The following is a 13,386-nucleotide window of genomic DNA, read 5'->3' as shown; positions in this document are numbered from 1 at the left end:
GGCGGTGGCGATTGAGCCGCCCTGGCACGTTCACAAGTCATGCCGTTACAGAGTAGCAAGGAACATAAAGTGAACGGAATGACCTCTACAGCCATATGTTCCCCCTCACCCCAACCCTCTCCCTCAAGGGAGAGGGAGTCCTCCGTGCAGGTATTATTTTGTGGGGTACCCTCAGCCCTGTGGGAGAGGGGTGTGTCACATTAAAAATCTGCTTTCAACACCACACGGTAACGGGCTTTGCCGTCACGCACGTGCTGGATCGCTTCGTTGATTTTCGACATCGGATAGAGTTCGGTGGTTGGCGATACTTTCGTGCGCCCGGCGAACTTCATCAGTTTGCGCAACTCGAACGGCGTGCCGGTTGCAGAGCCGGACACGCTGCGATCCCCGCCGATCAGGGTAAACGCCGGAACCGGCAGCGGCTTCAGCACGGCACCCACCGTATGGAAGTTACCGCCGTAGGCCAGTGCTTCAAAGTACGGCTGCCAGTCGAGATCGACATTAACGGTGTTGATGATCAGATCGAATTGACCCGCCAGTGCTTTCAGCGCGTCTGGATCGCGGCTGTTCACCACTTTATCCGCCCCCATCGCCAGCACTTCTTGTTCTTTCGCCGGGTTAGAACTGAATGCCGTCACTTCGCAGCCCATCGCGTGCAGCAGTTTGATGGCAATATGACCGAGCCCCCCGATACCAATCACACCCACACGGCTGGTGGCGGTGATATGGTGCATCAGCAGCGGTTTAAAGACGGTAATGCCGCCGCACAGCAGCGGGCCTGCGGATTCGATATCAATGCTGTCCGGCAGCGGAATGACCCACTGCCAGTCGGCGCGCAGTTTATCGGCAAAACCGCCCTTGTTGAGGATGGTTGGAACGGCGCCTTCAAGGCAGTTGATCTGGTTGCCGCTGATACAGGCGTCGCAATGACCGCAGCTGCGTGCCGTCCAGCCAATACCCACGCGCTGGCCCACTTTCAGGCCTTTGTCCTGCGCAGCGCTGCCGAGCGCCACGACGCGGCCAATCACTTCGTGTCCGGCGACCAGTGGATAGCTTGAAAAGCCCCATTCGTTGTCGATCATGGAGAGATCCGAGTGGCAGATCCCGCAGTAATCAACCTGTACTTCGACGTCTTCTGCTTTTAGTTCGCCCGCATCGTACTCGTACAGTTCAAGTTCTGCACCCGCCTGCGGTGCGGCGTAGCTTTTTATCTTCGACATCGTGTTTCCCCCGTTATGGTGTGAACTGAGAGTGTAGAGCATTCAGTTAACCACCGCTTAACAGAAGAGGGCAGCAAAAGTATTTACAGCGTTTTCAGCATCCTGACTTCGCAATCGACGTGGCCGGTGCAGCCCAGCGGTGCATCAATATGCTCAAAGCCCAGATGTTCATACAGGCCGATGGCCTCTTTGAGGAAGGCGGTTGTTTCGAGGTAACAGCGTGTAAATCCCTGATTGCGGGCATAGTCGAGTGCGACCAGCGCCAGTCTCTTCGCCAGGCCTTGTCCGCGAACAGATGGCAGGAAATACATTTTCTGCAGCTCGCAGATATCCGGCTCACTGCAGCTGAGCGGAGCAACGCCGCCGCCGCCCACCACCTGGCCATTCTGCTCAATAACCCAGTAGGCATGGCCCGGCTGGCTGTAAAGCTGGAACAGCTCGTCCAGATTTGGATCAGCAACCGTATAGCCTTTATCAGCCGTCAGGCCATATTCGGCAGAAACCGTACGGATAACGGCGGCGATAGCCGGGTTGTCCTGCACAGCGATCCGACGCATCGTCGTCGCGACGGGGGTAATCACGCTCATAGCATTACTCATTACAAAAATTGACACACAACTGCTGTTAATAGCACCGCAGAAAGGGGAGTGCAAGCGAGGAGTTTTCAGGAAGAATCCCCCTTACGCCCTGAAGCGTAAGGGGTAAAAGCATTACAGGGCCGCAATCACCGCCTGCTGCTCAATCAGCTTGGTCTTCGCATCGGCGAAAGCAACCAGGCGTTCACGCTCTTTGGCGATGACCGCTTCCGGCGCGCGGGCGACAAAGCCTTCGTTCGCCAGTTTGCTTTCGATTTTGCCAATTTCCACGTCGACTTTTGCCACTTCTTTCGCCAGGCGTGCCAGCTCTGCGTCTTTGTCGACGAGACCTGCCATTGGGATCAGCAGCTCGGCGCCGTCGATGATTTTCGTCACGGAGACCGGACCTTTGTCATCGGCTGGCAGCACGGTGATGCTTTCCAGACGAGCCATGGTTTTCAGGAAGGTATTGTTCTCGGTGACACGACGAACAGCCGCGTCGCTGCAACCGCGCAGGAGCAGTTCCAGCGGTTTGCCCGGGGCGATGTTCATTTCTGCACGGATGTTACGTACAGCGACGATCGCCTGCTTCAGCCACTCGGTATCCGCTGAGGCAGCTTCATCCACTTTAGCGGCATCAAATTCCGGGAACGGCTGCAGCATGATGGTGTCGGCGTTGATGCCCGCGATCGCTTTCACACGCTGCCAGATGGTTTCGGTGATAAATGGAATGATCGGGTGCGCCAGACGCAGCAGACCTTCCAGCACGGTAATCAGCGTGTTACGCGTACCGCGCAGTTCTGCCTCCGTTCCGCCGTTCATGACCGGCTTCGCCAGCTCCAGGTACCAGTCACAGAACTGGTTCCAGGTGAATTCGTACAGAATGCCCGCCGCGATGTCGAAGCGGTAGCTGTCCAGCGCCTCGCGGAACGCTTTCACCGTCTGGTTGAATTCCGCCAGGATCCAGCGGTCGGCCAGAGAGAGGATCATCTCGCCGCCGTTGAAGCCGCAATCCTGATCTTCAGTGTTCATCAGCACGAAGCGGCTGGCGTTCCACAGTTTGTTACAGAAGTTACGGTAACCTTCCAGACGCTTCATGTCCCAGTTGATGTCGCGACCGGTAGAGGCCAGCGCCGCCAGGGTGAAACGCAGGGCGTCAGTACCGTGAGATTCAATCCCGTTCGGGAACTGTTTCTCGGTGCGCTTGCGGATCTTCTCTGCCAGCTGCGGCTGCATCATGTTGCCGGTGCGTTTTTCCAGCAGCTCTTCCAGGGAGATCCCGTCCACCATATCCAGCGGGTCAATGACGTTGCCCTTGGATTTGGACATCTTCTGGCCTTCATCGTCACGGATAAGACCGGTCATATAGACGGTATGGAACGGAACCTGCGGCTTGCCGTTTTCATCTTTAATGAAGTGCATGGTCATCATGATCATGCGGGCAATCCAGAAGAAGATGATATCGAAGCCAGACACCATCACGCTGGTTGGGTGGAACTGACGCAGCGCGTCGGTGTTCTCTGGCCAGCCGAGGGTGGAGAAGGTCCACAGCGCGGAGGAGAACCAGGTATCCAGCACGTCTTCGTCCTGACGCAGGGCAACGTCTGCGCTCAGGTTGTTTTCCTGACGCACTTCATCTTCGCTGCGGCCAACGTATACGTTGCCTTCGTTGTCGTACCATGCCGGGATACGGTGACCCCACCACAGCTGACGGGAGATACACCAGTCCTGAATATCGCGCATCCAGGAGAAGTACATGTTTTCGTACTGCTTCGGCACGAACTGAATGCTGCCGTTTTCAACCGCTTCAACAGCCGGTTTTGCCAGCACGTCGGCACGCACATACCACTGGTCGGTCAGCATTGGCTCGATAACCACGCCACCACGGTCGCCGTACGGCACGGTCAGATCGTGAGGTTTAATCTCTTCCAGCAGGCCGAGTGCGTCAACGGCAGCCACAATCGCTTTACGCGCGGCAAAGCGTTCCAGCTTCTGGAACTCCGCCGGAATGTCGCTTGAGTAAACGTCGGATTCGTTGCCTTTGGTGTCATACACTTCTGCGCTTTCACGGATGTCACCGTCGAAGGTCAGAATGTTGATCATCGGCAGGGCGTGACGACGACCCACTTCGTAGTCGTTGAAGTCGTGCGCCGGGGTGATTTTCACGCAGCCGGTGCCTTTTTCCATGTCGGCGTGTTCGTCGCCCACTATCGGAATGCGGCGGTTCACCAGCGGCAGCACCACGAATTTGCCAATCAGATCTTTATAACGCGGATCTTCCGGGTTAACGGCCACGCCGGTATCGCCCAGCAGGGTTTCCGGACGGGTGGTCGCCACCACTAAGTAATCTTTACCGTCTGCGGTTTTCGCGCCGTCGGCAAGCGGATAGCGGATGTGCCACATGGAGCCTTTAGACTCGCGGTTTTCCACTTCCAGGTCAGAGATCGCAGTGCGCAGTTTCGGGTCCCAGTTAACCAGGCGTTTGCCACGGTAAATCAGGTCTTCTTTGTACAGACGGACGAACACTTCTTTTACGGCGTTGGAAAGGCCTTCGTCCATGGTGAAACGCTCGCGCTCCCAGTCTACGGAGTTACCGAGACGGCGCATCTGACGGGTAATGGTGCCGCCAGATTCTGCTTTCCACTGCCAGATTTTATCGATAAAGGCGTCGCGACCGTAATCGTGACGGGTTTTACCCTCTTCAGCGGCAATCTTACGCTCAACCACCATCTGGGTCGCGATACCCGCGTGGTCAGTCCCCGCCTGCCACAGGGTGTTTTTGCCCTGCATGCGCTGGTAGCGGATCATGGTATCCATGATGGTCTGCTGGAAGGCATGACCCATATGCAAACTGCCGGTGACGTTCGGCGGCGGGATCATGATGCAGAAGGACTCTTTGCTTTCATCGCCGTTAGGCTTGAAATAGCCCTGCTGTTCCCAGTGCTCGTAAAGCGGCTGTTCGATATCGCGTGGGTTATATGTCTTTTCCATTATTTCCAGGTTGCCGTATTCAGGTTAAAACCAGCCAGGCGGTACGCTTTGTAGCGTTCGCGCGCCAGTTGTTTCAAGGATTCTTCGTAAGGGACAAAGTCTACCACTTCTGTGAAAGCGGTGGCAAAATCTGCAAAATCTATCCGCAGGCTAATCAGAATATCGCGCGCGCTGCTGTTGCGCTTTTGCGGCCAGGCTATCTCGACCGGTGCGCCGCCGCGCGGCCCTTCGCCAGACAGGTTATGCGGTACAAAACTCTCCGGCGGGCGCGCCCACAGCGCTTCGTCAAGACGAATCGCCTGCTGTTCATCTTCACAGGCAATCAGAACCCGTTTACCTGCGCGCCAACGTTCTGCGGCAATTTCACACACCAGCTGTTCTACGGCGCTGAGGCCATCCTGATGGGTGTCATTGTCCAGAAGGTAGAACGTTGCATTCTTCATATATGGGGCTTCTTGTGCTCACTTTAAATGCTTAAGCCGGGTGGCGCCTTCGCCTTACCCGGCCTACGGTTTACTGCCGTTTTGACTTACTCGTCGCCATTAAATCCGGCGCGATTGAGCAGGAACTGCGACAGCAATGCAACCGGACGACCGGTCGCGCCTTTGGCTTTTCCGGAGCGCCATGCGGTGCCGGCAATATCCAGGTGCGCCCAGTTGTACTTGCGGGTGAAGCGTGCCAGGAAGCAGCCCGCGGTGATGGCACCACCAGGACGGCCGCCGATGTTCGCCATGTCCGCAAAGTTAGATTCCAGCTGTTCCTGGTATTCGTCACCCAATGGCAGACGCCATGCGCGGTCACCGGCTTGTTCGGACGCGCCGATAAGCTCGTGCGCCAGCGGATTGTGGTTCGACATCAGGCCGGTGATGTGGTGGCCCAGCGCGATCACGCAGGCACCGGTCAGGGTGGCCACGTCGATCACCACGTCAGGTTCGAAGCGTTCAACGTAGGTTAATACGTCGCACAGCACCAGACGGCCCTCGGCATCGGTGTTCAGCACCTCAACGGTCTGGCCGGACATGGTGGTCAGGACATCACCCGGACGATAAGCGCGTCCACCCGGCATGTTTTCGCAGCCCGCCAGCACGCCGATAACGTTAATCGGTAACTGAAGTTCAGCCACCATACGCATCACGCCATACACCGCCGCTGCACCACACATGTCGTACTTCATCTCATCCATGCCTTCAGAAGGCTTGATGGAGATACCACCGGAATCGAAGGTCAGGCCTTTACCAACCAGCACAACAGGACGCGCGTCTTCTGACGGATTGCCCTTGTATTCGATAACCGACATCAGGGATTCGTTCTGCGAGCCGTTGCCCACCGCCAGGTAAGAGTGCATACCCAGCTCTTTCATCTGCTGTTCGCCGATAACGCGGGTGATGACATTCTTGCTATAGGAGTCAGCCAGCTGGCGCGCCTGAGAGGCCAGATAGGCGGCGTTACAGATATTAGGCGGCATGTTGCCCAGATCTTTTGCGGCTTTAATCCCGGCGGCAATCGCCAGACCGTGCTGGATGGCGCGCTCGCCGCTGGTGAGTTCGCGACGGGTTGGCACGTTAAAGACCATTTTACGCAGCGGACGGCGCGGCTCGCTTTTGTTGGTCTTGAGCTGATCGAAGCTGTACAGGCTCTCTTTTGCGGTTTCGACAGCCTGGCGCACTTTCCAGTAGGTGTTACGACCTTTGACGTGCAGTTCGGTCAGGAAGCAAACGGCTTCCATTGAGCCGGTGTCATTCAGGGTATTAATTGTTTTCTGAATCACCTGCTTATACTGACGTTCATCCAGCTCGCGCTCTTTACCGCAGCCAATCAGCAGAATACGTTCGGACAGCACGTTCGGAACATGGTGCAGTAACAGCGTCTGCCCAGGTTTGCCTTCCAGTTCGCCACGGCGCAGCAGGGCACTAATGTAGCCGTCACTGATTTTATCGAGTTGCTCGGCGATCGGGGAGAGTCGGCGTGGTTCAAAGACGCCCACAACGATGCAGGCACTCCGCTGTTTCTCCGGGCTACCGCTTTTTACACTGAACTCCATGCACTACGCTCCTGAATCTTAAAGACAACAGCGGCTGCTACGGATAGAATTGAAACCTTTCGTAACTCAAGTCCGCTGTTGTGGTGACTTCGTGTTAATCTTACGTTATTACGGTTTCGACACGTCAGAAAAAGTCCTGAAGCGTGAATCCGCCGGGTGTTTTAATCTTAGCGATGATTTCGACGACTCAAGAGAATAAATGACGTTTAAGCCATGAAACAAGCGATTTTCCAGCAAAGAGACGGGTTTTTACGGGCGTATTTAAAGTGATAATCATAAGATATCTGGTGCGGGAGACGCTCAAAAGCCAACTGGCGATCCTCTTCATCCTGCTGCTGATTTTTTTCTGTCAGAAGCTGGTCAAGATCCTCGGTGCGGCCGTTGACGGCGAAATTCCAACGAATCTGGTGCTTTCCCTGCTTGGTTTAGGGATCCCGGAAATGGCGCAGCTTATTCTGCCGCTAAGTCTTTTCCTCGGTCTGCTCATGACGCTCGGTAAGCTTTATACCGAGAGTGAAATCACGGTGATGCATGCCTGTGGTTTGAGCAAGGCTGTTCTGGTGAAAGCCGCCATGATACTGGCGCTGTTCACGGGTATCGTCGCCGCGGTGAATGTGATGTGGGCGGGCCCAATGTCCTCTCGTCATCAGGATGAAGTGCTGGCTGAAGCAAAAGCGAACCCCGGTATGGCGGCATTAGCGCAGGGGCAGTTCCAGCAGGCGACCGACGGAAACTCAGTGCTGTTTATTGAGAGCGTCGACGGCAGTAAATTCAACGACGTCTTCCTGGCACAGCTGCGGACCAAAGGAAACGCCCGTCCATCGGTGGTGGTGGCAGACTCCGGTCAGCTTGCGCAGCGCAAAGATGGTTCCCAGGTCGTGACGCTGAATAAAGGCACCCGCTTTGAAGGGACCGCGATGCTTCGTGACTTCCGTATTACGGATTTCCAGAACTATCAGGCCATTATTGGTCATCAGGCGGTGGCGCTCGATCCAACGGATACCGAGCAAATGGATATGCGTACGCTGTGGAACACTGATACTGACAGAGCGCGTGCGGAGTTCCACTGGCGTATTACGCTCGTCTTCACCGTGTTTATGATGGCATTGATTGTCGTGCCGCTGAGCGTGGTGAACCCGCGTCAGGGGCGCGTGCTCTCAATGCTGCCGGCGATGCTGCTGTACCTGATCTACTTCCTGCTGCAAACCTCGATTCGTTCTAACGGCGCGAAGGGTAAGCTGGACCCGATGGTCTGGACGTGGTTCGTCAACAGCCTGTACATCTTACTGGCGCTGGGATTAAACCTGTGGGATACGGTGCCAGTGCGCCGCATACGTGCCCGATTTTCGCGTAAAGGAGCCATCTAATGCAGGCGTTTGGCGTTCTTGATCGCTATATCGGTAAAACCATTTTCACCACCATCATGATGACGTTGTTCATGCTGGTGTCGCTCTCCGGCATTATCAAATTTGTCGATCAGCTGAAAAAAGCCGGGCAAGGGAGCTACGACGCGCTGGGTGCAGGGATGTATACCCTGCTCAGCGTGCCAAAAGATGTGCAGATCTTCTTCCCGATGGCGGCCCTGCTGGGCGCGCTGCTGGGGCTGGGGATGCTGGCACAGCGCAGCGAACTGGTTGTGATGCAGGCATCGGGCTTTACCCGTTTGCAGGTGGCGCTGTCGGTCATGAAAACCGCGATCCCACTGGTGCTGTTGACCATGGCGATTGGCGAGTGGGTGGCACCGCAGGGCGAACAGATGGCGCGTAACTATCGTGCCCAGGCGATGTACGGCGGTTCACTGCTCTCTACACAGCAAGGGTTATGGGCGAAAGATGGCCAGAACTTCGTCTATATCGAACGCGTGAAAGGGGATGATGAACTGGGCGGCGTGAGTATTTACGCCTTCAATGATGAGCGTCGTTTACAGTCTGTACGTCACGCATCGTCAGCGAAGTTTGACCCCGAACACAAGCAGTGGCGGTTATCCCAGGTTGACGAGTCTGACCTGACGAACCCGAAACAAATCACCGGCTCTCAGATGGTGTCCGGGACGTGGAAAACCAACCTCACGCCGGACAAACTCGGGGTGGTGGCGCTGGATCCGGACGCGCTCTCCATCAGCGGGTTGCACAACTACGTCAAATACCTGAAGTCGAGCGGGCAGGATGCCGGGCGTTATCAGCTCAATATGTGGAGCAAAATCTTCCAGCCGATGTCCGTGGCGGTGATGATGCTGATGGCCCTGTCGTTTATCTTTGGCCCGCTGCGTAGCGTACCGATGGGTGTTCGAGTGGTCACCGGGATCAGCTTCGGCTTTGTATTCTACGTTCTCGATCAGATCTTTGGCCCGCTGACGCTGGTTTACGGCATTCCGCCAATTATTGGTGCGCTGCTGCCGAGCGCCAGCTTCCTGCTGATCAGCCTCTGGCTGCTGCTGAAACGCTCCTGATTCTCCTCTCCTCGCTTCCGGTTAGCCGGAAGCGAGGCTAATCTCCTGTTTCACCCCGCACTTTTTCTCACAACCTTCAACGTCCCGCCGCGAATTTGAGTATTATTGAGCGATAAAGTCGTGAAGGGATCCTCTATGAAGCAAATTCGAATGCTTGCCCAGTACTACGTCGACCTGATGATGAAGCTCGGGCTGGTGCGTTTCTCCATGCTGCTGGCGCTGGCGCTGGTTGTTCTGGCCATTGTCGTGCAAATGGCCGTGACCATGGTGTTGCATGGTCAGGTCGAGAGTATCGACGTCATCCGCTCTATCTTCTTCGGTTTGCTGATCACCCCCTGGGCGGTCTATTTTCTTTCCGTCGTCGTTGAACAGCTGGAGGAGTCCCGTCAGCGCCTGTCAAAACTGGTTGATAAGCTGGAAGAGATGCGTGAGCGCGATTTAAAGCTCAACGTCCAGCTGAAAGACAACATTGCCCAGCTTAACCAGGAGATTTCAGATCGTGAGAAGGCGGAAGCCGAGCGTCAGGCGACGCTTGAGCAGCTGAAAATCGAAATGAAAGAGCGTGAGGTGACACAGATCCAGCTTGAGCAGCAATCCTCTTTCCTGCGTTCATTCCTTGATGCTTCTCCGGATCTGGTTTTCTACCGTAACGAAGACAAAGAGTTCTCCGGCTGTAACCGGGCGATGGAGCTGCTGACCGGCAAAAGCGAAAAGCAGCTGATCCACCTGAAACCCCAGGATGTGTACTCCGAAGAGGCGGCTGCCAAGGTCATGGAGACGGACGAAAAAGTCTTCCGCCACAATGTCTCGCTGACCTATGAACAGTGGCTGGATTACCCGGACGGGCGTAAAGCCTGCTTTGAGATCCGTAAAGTGCCGTACTACGACCGCGTCGGGAAACGCCACGGCCTGATGGGCTTTGGTCGCGATATCACCGAGCGTAAGCGTTATCAGGATGCCCTTGAGCGCGCCAGCCGCGATAAGACGACCTTCATCTCCACCATCAGCCATGAACTGCGTACCCCGTTGAACGGCATCGTCGGCTTAAGCCGTATTCTGCTGGACACCGACCTGACGGCGGAACAGGAAAAATACCTCAAAACGATCCATGTCTCGGCGGTCACGCTGGGGAATATCTTCAACGATATTATTGACATGGATAAGATGGAGCGCCGTAAAGTCCAGCTTGATAACCAGCCGGTTGATTTCACCAGCTTCCTTGCCGATCTGGAAAACCTGTCCGGCCTGCAGGCGCAGCAGAAGGGGCTGAGCTTTGTCATGGAGCCAACCCTGCCGCTGCCGCACAAAGTGGTCACGGACGGCACGCGTCTGCGCCAAATCCTCTGGAACCTGATCAGTAACGCGGTGAAATTTACCCAGCAGGGGCAGGTGGCGGTGCGTATCCGCTATGACGAAGGAGACATGCTGCACTTTGAGGTGGAAGACTCAGGCATTGGCATTCCGCAGGAAGAGCAGGACAAAATCTTTGCCATGTATTATCAGGTGAAGGACAGCAACGGTGGTAAGCCTGCTACCGGCACGGGCATTGGCCTTGCGGTATCGAAACGGCTCGCGAAGAGCATGGGCGGTGATATCACCGTGGCCAGCCAGGCGGGCAAAGGCTCTACCTTTACGCTGACGGTGCATGCCCCGGCGGTGGCAGAAGAGGTTGAGGATACCTTTGAACAAGACGATATGCCGCTACCGGCGCTGCATGTTCTGCTGGTAGAAGACATCGAGCTGAACGTGATTGTGGCGCGCTCGGTGCTGGAAAAACTGGGTAACAGCGTGGACGTGGCGATGACCGGTAAAGCCGCGCTGGAGATGTTTAAACCGGGCGAATATGACCTCGTCCTGCTGGATATTCAACTGCCGGACATGACCGGGCTGGATATCTCCCGTGCGCTGACAACGCAGTATGCCGCCGATGAACTGCCGCCGCTGGTCGCGCTGACGGCCAACGTCCTGAAAGATAAAAAAGAGTACCTCGATGCCGGTATGGATGATGTGCTCAGCAAGCCGCTGGCGGTGCCTGCTCTGACCGCCATGATCAAGAAGTTCTGGGATACCCATGATGAAGAGGAGAGCACCATGACGTCTGTTGATAGCGCGAAGACCCAAACGATTCTGGATACTGCGATGCTGGAGCAGTACATCGACCTGGTTGGCCCAAAACTGATTACCGATGGTCTGGCCGTGTTCGAAAAAATGATGCCTGGCTACCTGAGCGTGCTGGAGTCCAACCTGACCGCACGCGATCAGAAAGGCATTGTGGAAGAAGGGCATAAGATCAAAGGCGCTGCTGGCTCTGTCGGGTTACGCCACTTACAGCAGTTGGGACAACAGATTCAGTCACCTGATTTACCGGCATGGGAAGATAACGTGGGTGATTGGGTCGAGGAGATGAAACAAGAGTGGCAGAACGATGTGGCGGTGCTAAAAGCCTGGGTGGATGCCAGAAAAAAATGACCCCGGCTTAACCGGGGTGCGCGAATACTGCGCCAACACCAGGGAAATCGTGGCTGCGCCTGATTTTTCGTGTTGTTTTCGCATGGGCGCCGCCTGAAAATTTAGGCCGCACGCAGATAAGATAGCAAATCTTAAATGGTTTGTTACATGAATCAGTGAAATGTGTGAAGCATAGCGTTTTAATCAAAATTAATTATGTGCTTCAGCAAGTTGCAAAGAAGGAACGTCAGGATGAAAAAGGTTGGTGTCGTACTGAGCGGATGCGGTGTTTACGATGGTTCAGAAATTCATGAAGCCGTCATCACGCTGCTGGCCCTGGCAAGGCAGGGGGCGGAAGCGATCTGTTTTGCGCCAGACAAAAAGCAGGCAGATGTGATTAATCATCTGACCGGAGAGGCCATGGCGGAAACCCGTAACGTACTGATTGAAGCGGCGCGTATTGCGCGTGGCGATGTCCACCCCCTTATTCAGGCGGACGCCGCTGAGCTCGATGCGTTAATCGTGCCGGGCGGGTTTGGGGCGGCCAAAAATCTCAGTACCTTTGCTTCAGAAGGGGCGGCGTGTCAGATCGATCCCCATTTAAAAGCGCTGTCGCAAGCAATGCACGCGGCAGGTAAACCGCAGGGCTTTATCTGTATCGCGCCGGCAATGCTGCCTAAAATTTTTGATTTCCCGCTGCGGCTGACAATCGGCACCGATATTGATACCGCAGAAATCATTGAGGAGATGGGCGGCGAGCACGTACCTTGTCCGGTGGATGACATTGTGGTGGATGAAGACAACAAGGTCGTTACCACGCCTGCCTGGATGCTGGCGCAGAATATTGCCGAGGCCGCTGCAGGCATCGAAAAACTGGTGGCCAGAGTGCTGGTGTTGACTGAATGAGTCGTAAATTCGGCGCAGGCGCGTGGGTGAAACGCGCCCTGTTGCGCATCGTTCTCGTGCTCGCGGTATTCTGGGGCGGCGGACTCGCCTTATTCAGCATTATGCCGGTCCCGTTTTCGGCCGTGATGGTCGAGCGTCAGCTTGGGGCATGGCTCAGTGGTGATTTCAGCTATGTGGCCCACTCGGACTGGGTAAGTATGGATGAGATCTCACCTTTTATGGGGCTGGCGGTCATTGCGGCAGAGGATCAGAAATTCCCGGAACACTGGGGGTTTGACGTGGCGGCAATCGAGAAAGCGCTGGCGCACAATGAACGCCACGAAAACCGCGTCCGTGGGGCATCGACATTATCGCAGCAAACCGCAAAGAATCTGTTCCTGTGGGACGGTCGCAGCTGGGTACGAAAAGGGCTGGAAGCGGGGTTGACGCTGGGGATGGAAACGGTCTGGAGCAAAAAACGCATTCTGACCGTCTATCTCAATATTGCTGAGTTTGGCGATGGCGTGTTTGGTGTGGAGGCCGCCGCGCAGCGCTATTTCAATAAACCGGCCAGCCGACTGAGTATGTCCGAAGCGGCGCTCCTGGCTGCCGTCTTGCCTAATCCCATCCGCTTTAAGGCTAATGCCCCTTCAGGGTACGTGCGAAGCCGTCAGGCGTGGATCATGCGCCAGATGCGTCAGTTAGGCGGGGAAGGGTTTATGCAGCGTAATAAGCTAATGTAGCGGGCAAGCGCAGCGCCACCCGCCAGCGGGGCTG

The 13,386-nt window shown here is 55.8% G+C and carries 10 protein-coding genes; 5 read left to right on the top strand and 5 right to left on the bottom strand.

The annotated features are described in order from the left end of the window. Nucleotides 1-200: 200 nt before the first annotated feature. The 5 genes from ahr to pepA form a co-directional block, all read right to left on the bottom strand. The gene (gene ahr / locus AK59_RS0117690; protein ID WP_013098954.1) at nt 201-1,220 is read right to left on the bottom strand and encodes an NADPH-dependent aldehyde reductase Ahr; all 1,020 of its coding nucleotides are present in this window, start codon (nt 1,218-1,220) and stop codon (nt 201-203) included. Nucleotides 1,221-1,303: 83 nt separating this feature from the next. Further along, nucleotides 1,304-1,807, bottom strand: a complete 504-nt coding sequence (locus AK59_RS0117685; RefSeq protein ID WP_013098953.1) for a GNAT family N-acetyltransferase — start codon at nt 1,805-1,807, stop codon at nt 1,304-1,306. 123 nt (nt 1,808-1,930) lie between these two features. Then, nucleotides 1,931-4,786 (bottom strand): valine--tRNA ligase, encoded by a 2,856-nt coding sequence (locus tag AK59_RS0117680; RefSeq protein WP_013098952.1) that lies wholly within the window; start codon nt 4,784-4,786, stop codon nt 1,931-1,933. Further along, nucleotides 4,786-5,229 carry a DNA polymerase III subunit chi gene (gene holC, locus AK59_RS0117675; protein ID WP_008502815.1) on the bottom strand — a complete coding sequence of 148 codons (444 nt, stop codon included), beginning with the start codon at nt 5,227-5,229 and terminating at the stop codon, nt 4,786-4,788. Before holC ends, AK59_RS0117680 begins: the two co-directional genes overlap by 1 nt. An 86-nt stretch (nt 5,230-5,315) precedes the next feature. Then, complete coding sequence (pepA, locus tag AK59_RS0117670; RefSeq protein ID WP_013098951.1) at nt 5,316-6,827, bottom strand: leucyl aminopeptidase; 1,512 nt, start codon at nt 6,825-6,827, stop codon at nt 5,316-5,318. A 266-nt stretch (nt 6,828-7,093) separates the two neighbouring features. Here pepA and lptF point away from each other — a divergent pair, with 266 nt between their 5' ends. The 5 genes from lptF to mtgA all read left to right on the top strand — a co-directional run bounded on the left by lptF (nt 7,094) and on the right by mtgA (nt 13,352). Beyond that, on the top strand, nt 7,094-8,194 hold the full coding sequence (lptF, locus tag AK59_RS0117665) for an LPS export ABC transporter permease LptF (protein WP_029883394.1): 1,101 nt from the start codon (nt 7,094-7,096) through the stop codon (nt 8,192-8,194). Continuing rightward, entirely contained in the window at nt 8,194-9,276 is a 1,083-nt protein-coding gene (gene lptG / locus AK59_RS0117660) for an LPS export ABC transporter permease LptG (protein WP_029883393.1), read from the top strand. Before lptF ends, lptG begins: the two co-directional genes overlap by 1 nt. Nucleotides 9,277-9,411: 135 nt before the next feature. Next, the gene (gene arcB, locus AK59_RS0117655; protein ID WP_029883392.1) at nt 9,412-11,745 is read left to right on the top strand and encodes an aerobic respiration two-component sensor histidine kinase ArcB; all 2,334 of its coding nucleotides are present in this window, start codon (nt 9,412-9,414) and stop codon (nt 11,743-11,745) included. Nucleotides 11,746-11,976: 231 nt separating this feature from the next. After that, complete coding sequence (gene elbB / locus AK59_RS0117650; protein WP_023619937.1) at nt 11,977-12,630, top strand: isoprenoid biosynthesis glyoxalase ElbB; 654 nt, start codon at nt 11,977-11,979, stop codon at nt 12,628-12,630. Beyond that, nucleotides 12,627-13,352 (top strand): monofunctional biosynthetic peptidoglycan transglycosylase, encoded by a 726-nt coding sequence (gene mtgA / locus AK59_RS0117645; protein ID WP_013098946.1) that lies wholly within the window; start codon nt 12,627-12,629, stop codon nt 13,350-13,352. Before elbB ends, mtgA begins: the two co-directional genes overlap by 4 nt. The last annotated feature ends 34 nt before the right edge of the window (nt 13,353-13,386 follow it).

The sequence above is a fragment of the Enterobacter sp. T1-1 genome (assembly GCF_000710795.1).
GTDB lineage: Bacteria > Pseudomonadota > Gammaproteobacteria > Enterobacterales > Enterobacteriaceae > Enterobacter > Enterobacter cloacae.
The sequence above is the reverse complement of the archived record's forward strand: the minus strand, read 5'-3'. Positions and strand labels throughout refer to the sequence as shown.